Source organism: Allobosea lupini, from assembly GCF_900109525.1.
Taxonomy (GTDB): Bacteria; Pseudomonadota; Alphaproteobacteria; order Rhizobiales; family Beijerinckiaceae; genus Allobosea; species Allobosea lupini.
Genome location: NZ_FOAN01000001.1, coordinates 760,841 through 776,520 on the forward strand (window position 1 = coordinate 760,841; position 15,680 = coordinate 776,520).

The window sequence follows — 15,680 nt, forward strand, 5'->3', positions numbered from 1 at the left end:
GTTGTAACAGCTCCAGAGCTCAGTCGAGCTGGAACTTCGACAGCTCGCGATGCTCGCCATAGATGCGGCGGACCGTGCCGGTGATCGAGCGATAGACGATCGTCTCGGTCTCTATCACCTCGGGCCCGAAGCGCACACCCGAGAGCATGCCGCCATCGGTGACGCCGGTGGCGCAGACGATGACGTCGCCCGAGGCCATCTCCGACATGTCGTACTTCTTGTTCGGGTCCTTGACGCCCATGGTCGCGGCGCGTGCCCGCTTCTCCTCGGTGTCGAGGATCAGGCGGCCCTGCATCTGGCCACCGACGCAGCGCAGCGCCGCCGCAGCGAGCACACCTTCCGGCGCGCCGCCGATGCCGAGATAAAGGTCGATGCCGGTCTTCTCCGGCTCGGTGCAGAAGATCACGCCGGCAACGTCGCCATCGGTGATCAGGCGGATCGAGGCGCCGGTCTTGCGAACTTCAGCAATGAGCTTCTCGTGGCGCGGCCGGTCCATGATCAGCGTGTTGATCTCGTGCGGCTTGACGCCCTTGGCGCGGGCGAGCGCGTTGATGTTGTCCGCGGCCGAGGCGTCGAGATCGACGATCCCCTGCGGATAGCCCGGGCCGATCGCGATCTTGTTCATGTAGACGTCGGGGGCGTAGAGCAACTGGCCGGCGCCGGCCATCGCCATCACCGCGATCGAGCCTGGCATGTCCTTGGCGCAGAGCGTGGTGCCCTCGAGCGGGTCGACGGCGATGTGGACCTTCGGGCCCTGCTTGTTGCCGACCTTCTCGCCGATGAAGAGCATCGGCGCCTCGTCGCGCTCGCCCTCGCCGATGACGATCTCGCCGTCGATCGGCAGGCGGTTGAGCTCGCGCCGCATCGCGTCGACCGCGGCCTGGTCGGCCGCCTTCTCGTCGCCATGACCACGCAGGCGGGCGGCGGCGACGGCGGCGCGCTCGGTGACGCGAACCAGCTCCATCGAGAGATAGCGCTCGATGATCTGGTCGGGCGAGATGCGGAGATCGACGGACATGGGGACTCCCTGAGCGCGTTAGCGGATGGCCGAGGTGAATAGCGAACGGATTGGCGATGATAAGGCTAAGCCGTGGGCGACCCAGCCTTTCACACTCATTCCCGCTCGATGCGGATGACTTGCGGCGCTTCTGCGATGTGACCGTCGGCGCTGACCTTCTCCAGGGCGCCGCGGATGGCCTGTTCGCTGGTGGCGTAGGTGATCAGCACGACCGGAACCGGTGCGCCGGAGCGCCCGCCGGGGTCGCGCTGGGCAGCAATCTCGGAGCGGCGCTGGACGATGCTTTCAAGCGAGATATCGGCCTGCGCCATCCGGGTCGCGATCGCGGCGGCCGCGCCGGGGCGGTCGGCGACGGCGAGACGGATATAGTAGCCGCCCTCGTGACGCTGCATCGGGGCGCGTGTCGGCTGTTCCAGGCGGGCGACAGGCATGCCGAAGGGCTGGCCGGCGGTGCCGCGCGCGACGTCGGCGATATCGGCGATCACCGCCGAGGCGGTCGGGCCGCCGCCGGCGCCAGGACCGACCAAAGTGATCTCGCGCACGGCATCGGCGTCGATGGTCACCGCGTTGGTGACGCCCATCACCTGCGCGATCGCCGACGACTTCGGCACCATGGTCGGGTGCACGCGCTGCTCGATGCCGGTCTTGGTCCGCTCGGCGACGCCGAGCAGCTTGATCCGGTAGCCGAGTTCGTCGGCCATCTTCAGGTCGAGCGGCGTGATCGAGGAAATGCCTTCGACATGAATCGCTTCGGCGTCGATCTTCGTACCGAAGGCGAGGCTGGTCAGGATGGCGAGCTTGTGGGCGGTGTCGAAGCCCTCGACGTCGAAGGTCGGGTCGGCTTCGGCATAGCCGAGGCGCTGCGCGTCCTTCAGGCAGGCCTCGAAGGTCAGGCCCTCAAGCTCCATGCGCGAGAGGATGTAATTGCAGGTGCCGTTGAGGATGCCGTAGAGCCGGCTGACATTGTTGCCCGAGAGTGCCTCGCGCAGCGTCTTCACCACCGGGATGCCGCCGGCCGAGGAGGCCTCGAAGGCGAGCGCCGCGCCATTGGCCTCCGCGAGTTCGGCGAGCGCGACGCCATGGGCGGCTAGCAGCGCCTTGTTGGCGGTGACGACATGCTTGCCGGCGGAAAGCGCGGTCTCGACCGCCGTCTTCGCTGGGCCGTCAGAGCCGCCGATCAGCTCGACCAGGCAATCGATCTCGGGGGACGCGGCGAGCGCGACCGGATCGTCGAACCAGGCAAAGCCGGAAAGATCGATGCCGCGGTCGCGATTGCGATTACGGGCCGAGACCGCCGTCACGCGGATCGGCCGGCCACAGCGCGCGGCGAGCGCATTCTCCTGGCGCTTCAGAATGCCGGCGACCGCCGCGCCGACTGTTCCCAGGCCGGCGATGCCGACGCGCAGGGGCCTGATCTCGGAAGAAGCAGCGTGCATGGTCATGGCGCGGGGGTCGCATGAGGCGCGCGGGGAGTCAACGGCGGCAAAGCACTGTGAGCGACAGTTCAACCTCCGGGCACGGATTTTGCTTCCATTGAGAAACGCGAGCCGCAGCGAGCGCTTTCCCGGGTGGAGGATTGCGATGCCGATGCCTGCCCTTCCGACAGACGCCATTGAAGTTGCCGATAGCGCGCCTGTAGCGCCCCTGCCCGACCCCGCGCTCATCGCAGCACAGATCGATCGCGAGGGCTTCGCGGTGATCGACGACTATGTTCCGCCTGGCGATTTGCAGGAAGCCCAGGATTTCGTCAGGCGCGCGGTCAGCGGCAATGGCGGAAACTACTTGGCGATCGCCGGGCCCGAACGTCTGGACGGAACCTTCCTGAAACGCTGGCCGGAAGATTCCGACTTCCTGACGCTGTGCCGCGGCATCTATCAGAGCAGCATGGGCAAGCCCGCGCCGCAGCCGTCCTTCTACCAGATCCTGCGTTGCCTCTCCGGCGAGAGAGCTGCGGCCAACTCGCTGAATTTCCACTATGATTCCTACCTGCTCACAGCATTGATCCCGATCCTGATGCCCGAGCGCGGCCAGAGCGGGGACCTGCTGATCATCCCCAACACCCGCAAGCTGCGTGCCAGCTACGCGACGAACTTCCTCGACAAGATCCTGCTGGACAATCCGCTCTCGCAAGCGGCGCTGCGGCATCTCTATCGCCGGGGCCATCGCAGCATCAGACATCTCAAGCTGAAGCCGGGCGGCCTCTACCTGTTCAATGGCTACCGCTCGATCCATACCAACGAAGCGTGCGACCCCGATACGATCCGCTCCACCGCGATCCTGCACTATCTCGATCCGCATGCCGACAGCCCACTGAAGCGGCTGTTGCGGCGGCATTGATGCTGCACCTCAAAGCGAGCCGGATGCGGCAGCGCGACGCGTTGGCGGCCTCAGAACGATAGGGGGCTCGCCGAACGTTCGCTGATAGGCGCGGGAGAAAGCGGCGGCGCTGCCATAGCCGATGCGCCGCGCGACCAGCTTGACGCGGCCGCCACGTTCGAGTTCGCGCCGTGCCAGCACCATCCGCCAATGCGCCAGATGCGCCATCGGCGTGGTGCCCAGCACACGCGGGAACAAGGCCATGAACCGCGTCCGCGACATGCCGGCGATCGCGGCGAGCTCGTCGACGCTCCAGCCATGGGCCGGCGCCTCCTGCATCGCTACCAGCGCTGGAAACAGCTGCGGGTGCGACAGCCCTGCCAGCAGCCCCGGCCGGGTCGAGCCCTCGTCGATCAGATGGCGCAGAAGCAGGAGCAGGAGCAGCCTGCAAATGTTGTCGAGGGCGATCTGCCGCCCACATCGCCGGGCTGCCGCCTCTGCCGCCAGCAGATCGGCGACCGTTCGCATCGCCGGCGCCGCGTCGAGTGCAAGCTCGACCCGTTCCGGCAGCGCTGCAATCAGCGGGTTGGCCGGCCCGCCAAAGTCGATCCTCACCGCGGCCAGCACCTCTTCGCCAAGCGTCGCCGTCACCTTTGCATGCGGCAGGAACACCAGCGAGCGCAGGTCCCCTTCTCGCCCAGTCAGTAGCAGATTGGCGGCTTCTGGCGCAGCCTGTTCCGCCATGACATCGAACGCAGCGAAGAAGCTCGACAGGCGATCGCGCCGAGCATCGGGACTTTCGATCATGCGATTGGAACTTTTCATGCCTGATAATATGCAATCTGGGAGAACTCGCAACCCTAGAGGCTCTCTCAATGCTTATTCCACGTCAGCTCGTACCAACCCTTTCCGTCGAGACCCTCGGGCAAGGTCGTTTCGACCTATGGGAGGCGGAGCCGGAACGCTTTACGCTCGTCTGCTTCTACCGGGGCTTGCACTGCCCGATCTGCGCCAACTACCTGAAGGAACTCGAGCGGCTGACGCCGGACTTCGCCAGCCGGGGTGTCGAGACGATCGCGGTCAGCAGCGACGGCGCGGAGCGCGCCGGCGAGATGGCACGGAAGATCGGCGCGGACCGGCTGCGGATCGGTTACGGGCTGGCGCTGGAGACGGCCCGCGAATGGGGGCTCTACATCTCCGCCTCGCGCGGCAAGACCTCGATCGGCATCGAGGAGCCGGCGCTGTTCTCCGAGCCCGGCATATTCCTCGTGCGCCCGGACCGGACGCTCTATTACCTCTCCGTCCAGTCGATGCCGTTCGTGCGACCGAACTTTGCCGAGATGGTCGCAGCACTCGATTTCGTCATCAAGAACGACTATCCGGCGCGTGGCGAGGTGGTTGCGACGGCCTAAAAGCCGCCTATTCGAAGCGGCAGACGACTTCGGCGGCGAGCTTGTGGACCTTGCCGTTCTCGAAGCCGAGATAGAGCCGCAGCAGCTGGTTGCCGAAAGCGGTGATCTTGATGGTGCGCAACGCCTCGACGCTGTCGCCGTCCGCCTGGGTCGAATTCTCGTCGATCGGCTTCCAGAACCAGGGCTTCGGTGCCCGGATCACGGTCTGCGCCAGCAATTGCTCGGCCTCGGCCCGGCCCATGCCCACCGGAAAATACTTGCCGGCGATCTCAGTCGCGTCGCGGCCGCATTCCTTGGCGCGCGAGGCGGTCAGGACGTCGGCGATGAGGGGTGAGTCGGTGTCGGTGGTGCGGCCACGCGAGAAATCATAGGTCGCGAACAGGCAGACCAGCGCGAACAGGCCGAACATGATCCCGATCAACCGGCCCTTCGAGACCATGATGCGCTCTTTATCCCTGCTATCCGCCCTCGGTGCTGGGTTCCCATGTTTCGGCGGCCCGGTCCAGTGCCGGCGCGCAACACCGCCCAAGCGTCATTGCGAGCAGCACAGCGACGAAGCAACCCAGGAGCCGCAGAGCGCGACCTTCTGGATTGCTTTGCTACGCTCGCAATGACGATGGCGGGACGCTTCCGCCCTACCCCGCCTTCGGCATCTGGATGACGTTGTGCAGGGTCTGGTCGGCGCTCTTCAGGAAACGGCCGATATTGCGCGCCGCCTGGCGGATGCGCTGCTCGTTCTCGACGATGGCGATGCGGACATAGTCGTCGCCATGCTCGCCGAAGCCGATGCCAGGCGCGACAGCGACTTCGGCCTTCTCGATCAGCAGCTTGGAGAACTCCAGCGAGCCGAGATGGCGGAACTTCTCGGGAATCGGCACCCAGGCGAACATCGAGGCCTGCGGCGCCGGGAACTCCCAGCCGGCCTTGCCGAAGCTCTCGACCAGCGCGTCGCGGCGCTTGCGATAGATCTCGCGCATCTCGCGGATGCAGTCGTCGGGACCGTTCAGCGCCGCCGCGGCCGCGACCTGGATCGGCGTATAGGCGCCGTAGTCGAGATAGGACTTCACCCGCGCCAGCGCCGCCAGCAGCTTCTCGTTGCCGACGGCAAAGCCCATGCGCCAGCCGGCCATGGAGAAGGTCTTCGACATCGAGGTGAACTCGACGGCGACGTCGATGGCGCCCGGCACCTGAAGCATCGAGGGCGGCGGATCATTCTCGTCGAAATAGACCTCGGCATAAGCGAGGTCGGAGAGCAGGATCAGCTCATGCCGCTTCGCGAAGGCGACGAGGTCGCGGTAGAAATCGAGCGAGGCGGTATAGGCGGTCGGGTTCGCCGGATAGCAGGTGACCAGCGCGATCGGCTTCGGCACCGAATGCGCCATCGCCCTCTCGAGCGCCGGGAAGAAGGCCGGCGTCGGCTCGGCCGGGACGGAGCGGATCACGCCGCCCGCCATCAGGAAGCCAAAGGCATGGATCGGGTAGCTCGGATTGGGCACGAGCACGACGTCGCCGGGACCGGTAATGGCCTGCGCCATATTGGCGAAGCCTTCCTTCGAGCCGAGCGTGGCGACGACCTGCGTGTCGGGATTGAGAGTCACGCCGAAGCGGCGCTGGTAGTAATGCGCCTGGGCGCGGCGCAGGCCGGAGATGCCCTTCGAGGCGGAATAGCGATCGGTGCGCGGCTTGCCGGCGGTCTCGACCAGCTTCTCGATGACATGCCTGGGCGCCGGCAGATCGGGATTGCCCATGCCGAGGTCGATGATGTCGACGCCCTTGGCGCGCTCGGCAGCCTTGATCTTGTTGACCTGTTCGAAAACATAGGGCGGCAGGCGCTTGATGCGGTGGAAATCGGTCATCTCGACAACAGGTCCTTGCGGATCGCCGCACCCTCGCGCGCGGCAAATCACATTCTTGCGTTGCGATGCCTTACCACCGCAGCTTCCGCCCCAACAGCAGAAAAAACGCAAGATTCAGCGAACAGCAGCGCATGCCGCATTGCTGCAACGCTTCAAGCCGGCGGAATGAAGGGCTGACTGATCGTCTTGAACACGTCGAGCGCTTCGCAGCGCGCGGAATGAGCCTCCAATGCCGGATGGTCACGGAGGACCACGAGATCGGGATGCGCCTCGCCGGCAAAGCGCAGCGCGCAGGCATCGGCATGGCCGATCCGATCGTCGAACCACCAGTCGCCGTTACGCTCGGCACGCTCGCGCTCGAGAGCGGCAAGGACACCCAGAATCTGGGAGCGGCAGCGCCCGGCCCAGACCTCGGAAACCTGGTCGTGCAATCGCAGCTCGTAGAACAGGCTCACCGCCTTCTCGGCGAGCCCGATCGCCAGTGCCGCGACGCGCAAGGCCCTGTGACGGCCCGGCTCCGTACGCGGGAACAGGGCAAGCTCGGGCGGAACGAAGCCGTCGAGATAATCGAGGATGGCATGGCTCTCGACCAGCACGAGCCCGTCATCGAGCTCGAATGTCGGCACGCGAACCAGCGGATTGAGCGGCGCGATCCTGTCGCCGTCGCCGAAAACCGACCAGGGCCGGTGCTCGAAGGGCAACTCATAGAGCGTCAGGGCGATGCCGACGCGGCGCACGAAAGGCGAATCATACTGGCCGATCAGGATCATCGCGGGCGCTCCACCGAGGAGCCGTCATTGGATTGATCCGGGTGACGCTAGGCAAGCGTTCCGTGCCCGCCGCCTTCACTCCTTAGGCTGCGGCGGTGGCGCCGGCGGCGGCAGGACCTTGCCGAGGCTCTGCGCCTGCGCGCCGGCAGCGTCGTTGGAGATTCGCTTGGCTTCCAACTCGGCCTCGAGCTTCTTGAACTCGTCGACGGTCTTGCGCTTGGCCGGCCGCGAGACGGTGGTGCCGATCGGGATATATTTCGGATCCTGCGGCCGGGTCTCGGTGACGAAAGGCTTGGGCTCGCCAGGTTTGGTGGCGAGATCGGCCATTTCAGCCACGCCGCGCGTGGCTTCGCAGCCTCCGAGGCCGGCTCCGACCATGAGAACCAGTCCAGCCGCCCTGAGCGAGATTTGAGTCCGCCTGTCAGCCATCGCCCTGCTTCCGCAAAATTTCTTTGTCACTCATACCGGTTAGGTCCTTAATGGGTCCAAAATGGGGAGTGCAACTCCTGCGTAAGGCTACCAAGGGGAGCGCCATCATGTGTCCGCCAGCTGACGAGAAGGGCAAAGCCGGGCCAAAGCCTGCTGAAGCGCCATTCGCCGAGCTCCCGGCCGTTCCCGATTTCGAAGCGATGGCGCAGAACATGGGCAAGCTGGTCGAGCAGGCCGGCAAGGTGACCGCCGCCTATCTGAAGCCGATCGAGCGCGGCGAGGCCAAGACCGGCCAGGCCGACGAAGCCAGCGAAATGGTCAAGGTGCTCGGCCGCGTCGCCGAGCGATGGGTCAGCGACCCGCAGAAGATCATCGAGGCGCAGGGCGCGATCACCAGCGACTTCCTCTCCCTGTGGAGCTCGACCCTGAAGCGCCTTGGCGGCGAGCAGGTCGAGCCGGTGATCGCCCCCGAGAAAAGAGATGCACGCTTCGCCGATCCGGAGTGGGACAGCCATCCCGTCTTCGACTTCGTCAAGCAGGCCTATCTGCTGACGACGCGCTGGGCCGAAGGCATGGTCGAGCAGGCGGACGAGCTCGACCCGCATACGCGTGACAAGGCCCGCTTCTACGTCAAGCAGATCGCCGGCGCCCTCTCGCCCTCCAACTTCGTCGCGACCAATCCCGAGCTGCTGCGCGAGACCATGGCGCAGAACGGCGAGAACCTGGTGCGCGGCATGAAGATGCTGGCCGAGGACGTCGAGGCCGGCGGCGGCGAACTAAAGATCCGGCAATCCGATGCCGGCGCCTTCCAGGTCGGCGTCAACATCGCGACGACGCCCGGCAAGGTCATCTACCGCAACGACATCATCGAGCTGATCCAGTACGCGCCGGCGACCGAGACCGTGCTGAAACGGCCGCTGCTGATCGTGCCGCCCTGGATCAACAAGTTCTACATCCTCGATCTCAATGCCGAGAAGAGCTTCATCCGCTGGTGCGTCTCGCAGGGGCTGACGGTCTTCTGCATCTCCTGGGTCAACCCGGACCACCGCCACGCGCTCAAGGATTTCGAGAGCTATATGCGCGAGGGCATCTTCGCTGCACTGGAGGCGATCGAACAGGTCACCGGCGAGAAACAGGTCTCGACGATCGGCTACTGCGTCGGCGGCACGCTGCTCGGCGTGACCCTGGCCTATATGGCGGCAACCCGGGACAAGCGCATCGCCAGCGCGACCTTCTTCACCACGCAGGTCGATTTCAGCCACGCCGGCGAGCTCTCGGTCTTCGTCGACGAGGAGCAGATCCGCGCCGTCGAGGAGCAGATGGCCGAGCGCGGCTATCTCGACGGCTCGCGCATGTCGGGCGCCTTCAACATGCTCCGGCCCAACGACCTGATCTGGTCCTATGCCGTCAACAACTACCTGAAAGGCAAGGCGCCGACCCCGTTCGACCTGCTCTACTGGAATTCGGATTCGACCCGGATGCCGGCGGCGAACCACTCCTTTTACCTGCGCAACTGCTATCTCGAGAACAAGCTGAGCAAGGGCGAGATGCGCCTCGGCGGCAAGCGGCTCGACCTCAAGAAGGTGAAGATACCCGTCTACAATCTGGCGACGCGCGAGGACCATATCGCTCCGGCGAAATCGGTCTTCCTGGGCTCGCAGACCTTTGGCGGCCCGGTCGACTATGTCATGGCCGGGTCCGGACACATCGCCGGCGTGGTCAATCCGCCGAACAAGGTGAAGTACCAGTACTGGACCGGCCCGAAACCGGAGGGCGCCTTCGAGGACTGGATGAAGAAAACCGAAGAGCACCCCGGCTCCTGGTGGCCGCATTGGCTCGGCTGGCTTGAGAAGCAGGCGCCCAAGCGCGTCAAGCCGCGTATCCCCGGCGAGGGGCCCCTGCCCGCGCTCGAGGACGCGCCGGGGAGCTATGTGAAGATCAAGGCTTAGAGCTTACGGATTCTACTCGGAACCGCTCCGTCATCCTAGACAAGCGGCGAAGCCGCGCAGATCCGGGATGACGAGGATGGCTCCGGATGAAGCCGGCATCCGGCCGCAGTTCCTGCCCTCTGCCGGCCCTCCCTTTCACCTCGACAAAAAAAGCCGGCCCGAAGGCCGGCTTTTCAGCGTCGTGGAAGCGCCGATCAGTTCTTGCGAACGACCGGGCGGACTGGGATCGTCTCGGCCGGGTTGTCCCAGCGATAGGTCAGAGCGGCGGAGACGATGTGGATGTAAGGCTCGGCCTGGCCGGTATAGGACACCGCCCGCAGCGACGGATTGAAGACTTGCTGCGGATTGTTCCCGGTGTAGTTCACCTTGGCCTTGTTGACGTGGATATAGGTGTAGCCGACGTCGAGCTTGAACTTCTCGGTGAGCTGGTAGCTCAGACCGGCGCTGAGCCAGAGCCGGTCGTTGTCCGAGATGAAGATCTGGCGGTTGTCGTCGTTCACGGCCGAGAGCTCGTAGGCCACACCGGCGCGGAGCGTCAGGTCGCGGCTGTACTTGTACTCGACACCGCCCGAGAAGAACCAGCTGTCGTCATACTGGAAGTTCAGGCTGGTGAGCGGGACGCCACCGGCGCGGGTCACGACCGGAATGTTGCGGAAGCGGCTCCAATTAGTCCACTCCACGCCGAGATGGGCCTGCCACTGGTCGTTGATGACCTGCGAAACACCCAGCACGACCGAGTCGGGCAGGTTCAGGTTGGCCTTGACCGGAATGTAGCCGGTCGCCGCGCTCCGCAGGCTGCCTTCCAGCGTCTGCTTGACCGAGGAGCGGTAGGCCAGGCCGATCGTCGTGCCGTCGAGCGGGGTCAGCGTGGCGCCGAAGCGATAGCCGAAATCGATCGTGTCGCCTTGGATGATGATCGGCGTCGCGGCCGCAGTGACGCCGTTGGCCTGCTTCAGGCTGGCCTTGAAATACTGGACCTGCAGCGCCGCGCCGATCGAGAGCCAGTCGTTGACCTTGTAGCCGATGGTCGGGGAGACGTTGATCGTCTGCACCTTGGCCGAGCGGCCGAAGACCTGCGCCGCGTTGACCTGGTTGTCGGGCTTCGAGCGCAGGCCGAACGGCGCGCCGGTGGTAAGACCGATCCAGAACCGGTCGGTCAGCTGCCAGGAGGAATAGGAGGCCGGGATGAAGGAGCCGTCGCCGCCGATATTGCCGGTGCCGAGGGTGCTGCCGCCGGCGGCCTGGATCGGAACCGTGGCGCCCGCAGGGGTGCGCACCGTGGTCGTCGAAGTCGGCTGATAGTCGCCGTTGGCATAGAGATAGGTGAAGTTCCATTGGCTGTTGCGGCCCGGGAACATGGTGATCGTCGCCGGGTTCCAGGCCATCGAGCCCATGCCGATGCCGCCCGCCGCCGCGCCGGCATAGGCCATGCCGAGACCTTCGGCGCTCTGGCCCGAGCGGATCGCGAAGGAGCTCGCCGAAGCCGCGCCGGCCGCCAGCAGCGCCGAAAGCGAGACAGTGGCGGCGGCGGTGAGTTTCAGAAGGCTCTTCATCGCGGCGTCTTCCCCAGGCTGAGGTTCTTGTTGTGGTGGTTGCGGCGAAGCAGGCCGCGGAATCTGTCATCACCATGCCGCCTGCCGGATTACGCCGCAATCCCGCCTTGACCGCCTTCAAATCGCCATGCTCGATCGGCTTTCCGCATCGGCAGGGCCAAAAACGTGCAAAATGACCGCGTTTCGCGCCTCCTGCGGCAAAGCCAGCGCCCGAAAAGATAGTTTAGATGCGAACTATCGCGGGTTTCGCCATTGTGCGCCGCAGCATAGCCTTACCCGCCAGCGCCGAGTTCGGGCGCGCTTTCGTGACGAGCGTTGCATAAGCGCCACAACTCCCGGTCCGCCCGCAAGTATGGCATGCGTCGCGCCGGGCTTGCATCGCAGGGGCAGTCCGCACAGGATCGGCGCGACCTTGGGTCTAACCTTACAAACCCTGTTTGAAACGATTGAAAAGGGGGAAACGACGTGAAACTGGTTCGTTACGGTGCATTTGGTCAGGAGAAGCCCGGCCTTGTCGACTCTGCCGGCAAGCTGCGCGATCTCTCGGCGCATGTCTCCGACCTCGCCGGCGCAGCGCTCAAATCCGCTTCGCTCGCCAAGCTGAAGGCCCTCTCCCCCGAATCATTGCCGCTGGTCGAGGGCTCGCCGCGGATCGGCGCCTGCGTCGGCGATGTCCGCAATTTCATCGCAGTCGGCCTCAACTTCGCCGACCACGCCGCCGAGACCGGCGCGCCGATCCCTGCCGAACCGATCCTGTTCAACAAGGCGCCGAACTGCATCGTCGGCCCCAATGACGACGTGATCATCCCGAAGAACTCGAAGAAGACCGACTGGGAGGTCGAGCTCGCCATCGTGATCGGCGATGGCGGCTCCTACATCGACGAGAAGGACGCGATGGCGGCGATCGCCGGATTCTGCGTCTGCAACGACGTCTCCGAGCGCGAATTCCAGACCGAGCGCGGCGGACAATGGGCCAAGGGCAAGGGCTGTCCGACCTTCGGCCCGCTCGGCCCCTGGCTGGTCACCCCGGACGAGATCGCCGACGTGCAGAATCTCGCCATGTGGCTCGAAGTCGACGGCGAGCGCGTCCAGAACGGCTCGACCAAGACGATGATCTTCGGCGCCGCCTATCTCGTCCACTACATCAGCCAGTTCATGCAGCTCGATCCAGGCGACGTCATCACCACCGGCACCCCGCCCGGCGTCGGCCTCGGCTTCAAGCCGCCGCGTTTCCTCAAGGGTGGCGAGACCGTCGCCCTCGGCATCGAGGGCCTAGGCACGCAGAAGCAGCTCTTCAAGCCCTACGCAGGCTGACGCTATCCTGCGCAGACGTGAAGGGCGCTGCCGGGCCTCCGGCAGCGCCCTTTTCAATCCCGGCAGGCCGCGCGCCTACTGCTTCTGCAGCCAGTCGATCACTTCGGCCACCGCGACGCGTGGTGTCGTCTGATGGTCGGCCTCGACGACGAGGCGCGTGCCGGAATAAGCGGCGCGATCGTTCATCGCTGGGCGATCGCCCGTGCCGATCACCCAGAGCGTCGGAGCGCGGACACCGCTCGCCTGGGCAGCCTGGGCTGCCGGCCCCGAGGGATCGAAGAAGTTGAGATAGGCCTCGGCCGTGGTGGTGATGGGGAAGGTCCGGCCCTGGTTGAAGTCGAGGAACTTCGCCTTCTGCGCCCCCTGCCCGGCCGCGACCATCGCCCTGGCCTGCGCAAGACTCTCGCCGGTCTGGCTGGCGATGAAGTCCGGGCGATGCCCCGGCGCCAGCGCCACCACCGCGTCGACGCCGCCGACGCGAGCGGCATAGCCCATGGAGATGTTGGCGCCGAGGCTATGCCCGGCGAGCACGATCCGGGACGCTCCACCGGCCTTCAGCCGCGAGACGGCAGCCTGCACCTCCCCGAGCGTCTGGTCATAGGTCCTGTAGCCGGACGTCCAGGGCATCCTCGGCAGCAGGACGGTCGCGCCGCGCGCCTTCAGCGCCTGGGCCAAGGGCTGGAGCGGACCTTGCCCACCTGCCTTGCCGTGGATGAGCACCACGCCCGCGCTGCGCAGGTCGAACGCCGAGGCGGGCGCCATCGCGCCGAGCGCGACCGCAGCCGAGAGCAATGGTACGAGCGCGCGGCGCCGCATTGCTCGCAATGTCTAAGAGAGCCCTTGCACGACAAGCCTTCTCCTCATTTTCCGACGATAGCTTTCCGACTATGGGGGCAAGACCGCCCGACGGAGGATCCTGGACCGGATCTGGCCTGGACAGGTCGCAAGAAAAAGCGCTGCCGGGGCTGTTCGACCTCACCCCGGCAGCGCTGGCAGCCGTACCCTGGCACGGCTGCTTCAGTCTCTGAGACGCCCATCCGGGCTTGGAAACTTGAGCACTTTCGCCGATGCCGTCATCGGCACGCCGGCCGGGGTGTCAGACGCACCGTCTCGCCGGACGGCGAGATCGAGCCCGTCCTGAGCCGGCCGCTCGATGTTCACCCCGGCGCGCTTGCGCTCAAACCTGCGCCGGCTGCGCGCGAGGCGCGCCCCCAACGTATCGAATCCCGGCATCGAATCGCCCCCGCTCTCCTGCCGCCTGACTCAGCTATGATCGCAAGCAGACATGGCCGCATCCCCCATTTGGGGGGTGCAGCCATTGTTTCGCCATGAGCGAGGGCAGGATTCGAGCGGACCTGGAGGCTGGCGTCAGCCCTCCGGCAGGCCGAGCATCAGGCGGATGTTCTGGACAGCGGCGCCGGACGCGCCCTTGCCGAGATTATCGAGGCGGGCGACGAGCACGGCCTGGCCGAGATCGGCATTGCCGTAAACGCGCAGCTCGAGCTTGTTGGTGTCGTTGAGGGCCTCCGGCTCGAGCTTGCCGCCAGCTTCCGCCGGCAGGACGCCGACATAGGTCGAGCCGGCATAGCGCTCGGCCAAGGCCGCTTCGAGATCGGCAGGCGTCGGCTTGGCGGGCAGCGTGTCGAGATGCAGCGGCACTGAAACCAGCATGCCCTGCCGGAAATTGCCGACCGAAGGCACGAAGATCGGCCGCCGCTCCAGCCGCGAATAGACCTGCAGCTCGGGCAGGTGCTTGTGCTTGAGACCGAGGCCGTAGAGCTCGAAATCGGGCGCCGTGCCGGCCTCATAGGCCTCGATCATGCTCTTGCCGCCGCCGGAATAGCCGGAGACCGCATTGACGGTAACGGGATAGTCGGCCGGCAGCAGCCCGGCATCGACGAGCGGGCGCAGCAGCGCGATGCCGCCGGTGGGGTAGCAGCCGGGATTGGCAACCCGGTTGGCGTTGGCGACCTTCTGGGCGAAACCCGGCTCGAGCTCGGCGAAGCCATAGGTCCAGCCGGCTGCGACCCGATGGGCGGTCGAGGCGTCGACGATCTTCGGCGCGCTGCTGCCGAGCTCGTCAGCGAGCGCGACGGATTCTTTGGCCGCATCGTCGGGCAGGCAGAGCACGACGAGATCGACATCGGCCATCATCGCCTTGCGGGCGGCAGGGTCCTTGCGCTTGTCGGGATCGATGCTCTTGACCACGACTTCCGCCACATCGGCGAGACGCTCGCGGATTCCGAGCCCGGTCGTGCCGGCTTCGCCGTCGATGAAGATGGATTTCAGGTTCTGGCTCATCGGACCCTCGCAAGGCGTCTGGTGGAAGCGGACGGAACTGGTTGGCTGGCTCTGGAACTTGGCCTTGTCGCAAGAGCGGACATCAGTTTTGCGACGGGCATAAAAAAACCGCGCTCGGGGCGCGGTCGCGGGCGTTCGGGCTGGAAGCCGAGCGTCATCGCGTGCGCGCCGGAGCGGCCTGTTCACTGCGACGTCGGGTCGGGTTCGTGGTCATGCCGGGGCTATATGTTCCCTGCCTGGCGGCCTGTCAATCGGCGCTGTACACCAAGGACGCCAGTCGGTCCTCGATCAGGCGCAGGGCGTCCTCGACCGAAAGGACAGCCGTGTCGACGATCAGCCGGTCGCCCGTCCAGGGCTGATAATCACGTGTCTCCACCGAAGCCCAGTCCGGGAGGACAAATCCCGGAATATCGGGCTGCCGCTGCTCGACCCTGCGGCGATGCTCCGCCTTGTCGGAACAGACGACCTCGATGTCGAGATGCGGCACGGCCGAGGCGCGACCAAGCTGGCGCCATGCCGCCCTGCTCTCGGCGACCGGGTTCACGCAATCGGCCACGACGGCGACGCCGAGCGAAAGGTTCTCGCCGGCGATAGCGAAGGCCATAGTGTAGCCCGCTGCGCCGATGTCGTTGCCCGGCAGTGCCTTGCGCATCACGTGCTCGATGCTGTCGATGCGCAGATAAGCCCCGACCGCCTCGTCGCGAGCTCGCGGGCAAGAGTCGTCTTGCCCGTGCCGGGAAGTCCACTGAAGACGATCAGCAC

At 65.8% G+C, this 15,680-nt stretch carries 16 protein-coding genes; 4 read left to right on the forward strand and 12 right to left on the reverse strand.

The genetic code is table 11. From position 1 onward, the window contains the following. Positions 1 to 19 precede the first annotated feature (19 nt). Together glpX and BMZ21_RS03670 are read right to left on the reverse strand one after the other, a co-directional pair. Positions 20 to 1,018 (reverse strand): class II fructose-bisphosphatase, encoded by a 999-nt coding sequence (gene glpX / locus BMZ21_RS03665; RefSeq protein ID WP_091829820.1) that lies wholly within the window; start codon positions 1,016 to 1,018, stop codon positions 20 to 22. Between the two features lie 95 nt (positions 1,019 to 1,113). After that, positions 1,114 to 2,454: a homoserine dehydrogenase gene (locus BMZ21_RS03670; protein ID WP_091830581.1), complete on the reverse strand. Its 1,341-nt coding sequence runs from the start codon at positions 2,452 to 2,454 to the stop codon at positions 1,114 to 1,116. On the opposite strand from BMZ21_RS03670, the gene BMZ21_RS03675 reads away from it, so the two are divergent. Then, complete coding sequence (locus BMZ21_RS03675) at positions 2,453 to 3,355, forward strand: hypothetical protein (RefSeq protein WP_244543679.1); 903 nt, start codon at positions 2,453 to 2,455, stop codon at positions 3,353 to 3,355. The two genes, BMZ21_RS03670 and BMZ21_RS03675, sit on opposite strands and share 2 nt — an antisense overlap. A 9-nt stretch (positions 3,356 to 3,364) precedes the next feature. Here BMZ21_RS03675 and BMZ21_RS03680 read toward each other — a convergent pair whose 3' ends face one another. Continuing rightward, complete coding sequence (locus BMZ21_RS03680; RefSeq protein WP_091829822.1) at positions 3,365 to 4,141, reverse strand: helix-turn-helix transcriptional regulator; 777 nt, start codon at positions 4,139 to 4,141, stop codon at positions 3,365 to 3,367. A gap of 68 nt (positions 4,142 to 4,209) precedes the next feature. Here BMZ21_RS03680 and BMZ21_RS03685 point away from each other — a divergent pair, with 68 nt between their 5' ends. Then, positions 4,210 to 4,746, forward strand: coding sequence for a peroxiredoxin-like family protein (locus BMZ21_RS03685; protein WP_091829824.1), 537 nt, complete (start codon positions 4,210 to 4,212; stop codon positions 4,744 to 4,746). Positions 4,747 to 4,753: 7 nt separating this feature from the next. Here the strand turns inward: BMZ21_RS03685 and BMZ21_RS03690 are convergent, their stop codons facing one another. The 4 genes from BMZ21_RS03690 to BMZ21_RS03705 form a co-directional block, all read right to left on the reverse strand. Then, positions 4,754 to 5,185, reverse strand: coding sequence for a hypothetical protein (locus tag BMZ21_RS03690; RefSeq protein WP_091829826.1), 432 nt, complete (start codon positions 5,183 to 5,185; stop codon positions 4,754 to 4,756). Between the two features lie 196 nt (positions 5,186 to 5,381). Continuing rightward, positions 5,382 to 6,602, reverse strand: a complete 1,221-nt coding sequence (locus BMZ21_RS03695) for an LL-diaminopimelate aminotransferase (RefSeq protein WP_091829828.1) — start codon at positions 6,600 to 6,602, stop codon at positions 5,382 to 5,384. Positions 6,603 to 6,754: 152 nt separating this feature from the next. Beyond that, positions 6,755 to 7,372 (reverse strand): glutathione S-transferase family protein, encoded by a 618-nt coding sequence (locus BMZ21_RS03700; protein ID WP_091829830.1) that lies wholly within the window; start codon positions 7,370 to 7,372, stop codon positions 6,755 to 6,757. Between the two features lie 75 nt (positions 7,373 to 7,447). After that, positions 7,448 to 7,750 carry a hypothetical protein gene (locus tag BMZ21_RS03705; protein WP_091829832.1) on the reverse strand — a complete coding sequence of 101 codons (303 nt, stop codon included), beginning with the start codon at positions 7,748 to 7,750 and terminating at the stop codon, positions 7,448 to 7,450. Positions 7,751 to 8,001: 251 nt separating this feature from the next. On the opposite strand from BMZ21_RS03705, the gene BMZ21_RS03710 reads away from it, so the two are divergent. Next, complete coding sequence (locus BMZ21_RS03710; RefSeq protein WP_244543709.1) at positions 8,002 to 9,750, forward strand: PHA/PHB synthase family protein; 1,749 nt, start codon at positions 8,002 to 8,004, stop codon at positions 9,748 to 9,750. A gap of 194 nt (positions 9,751 to 9,944) precedes the next feature. Here BMZ21_RS03710 and BMZ21_RS03715 read toward each other — a convergent pair whose 3' ends face one another. Continuing rightward, positions 9,945 to 11,303 carry an OmpP1/FadL family transporter gene (locus BMZ21_RS03715; protein ID WP_091829836.1) on the reverse strand — a complete coding sequence of 453 codons (1,359 nt, stop codon included), beginning with the start codon at positions 11,301 to 11,303 and terminating at the stop codon, positions 9,945 to 9,947. A 465-nt stretch (positions 11,304 to 11,768) separates the two neighbouring features. Here BMZ21_RS03715 and BMZ21_RS03720 point away from each other — a divergent pair, with 465 nt between their 5' ends. After that, positions 11,769 to 12,617 (forward strand): fumarylacetoacetate hydrolase family protein, encoded by an 849-nt coding sequence (locus tag BMZ21_RS03720; protein WP_091829838.1) that lies wholly within the window; start codon positions 11,769 to 11,771, stop codon positions 12,615 to 12,617. 75 nt (positions 12,618 to 12,692) lie between these two features. On the opposite strand, the gene BMZ21_RS03725 is transcribed toward BMZ21_RS03720, so the two are convergent. The 4 genes from BMZ21_RS03725 to BMZ21_RS03740 form a co-directional block, all read right to left on the reverse strand. Continuing rightward, on the reverse strand, positions 12,693 to 13,433 hold the full coding sequence (locus BMZ21_RS03725) for an alpha/beta fold hydrolase (protein ID WP_091829840.1): 741 nt from the start codon (positions 13,431 to 13,433) through the stop codon (positions 12,693 to 12,695). Between the two features lie 201 nt (positions 13,434 to 13,634). Next, entirely contained in the window at positions 13,635 to 13,850 is a 216-nt protein-coding gene (locus tag BMZ21_RS03730) for a hypothetical protein (protein WP_091829842.1), read from the reverse strand. Between the two features lie 135 nt (positions 13,851 to 13,985). Continuing rightward, on the reverse strand, positions 13,986 to 14,918 hold the full coding sequence (gene argC, locus BMZ21_RS03735; protein WP_091829844.1) for an N-acetyl-gamma-glutamyl-phosphate reductase: 933 nt from the start codon (positions 14,916 to 14,918) through the stop codon (positions 13,986 to 13,988). Positions 14,919 to 15,165: 247 nt separating this feature from the next. Continuing rightward, positions 15,166 to 15,570 (reverse strand): P-loop nucleotide/nucleoside kinase family protein, encoded by a 405-nt coding sequence (locus BMZ21_RS03740; RefSeq protein WP_244543680.1) that lies wholly within the window; start codon positions 15,568 to 15,570, stop codon positions 15,166 to 15,168. Between the last annotated feature and the right edge of the window lie 110 nt (positions 15,571 to 15,680).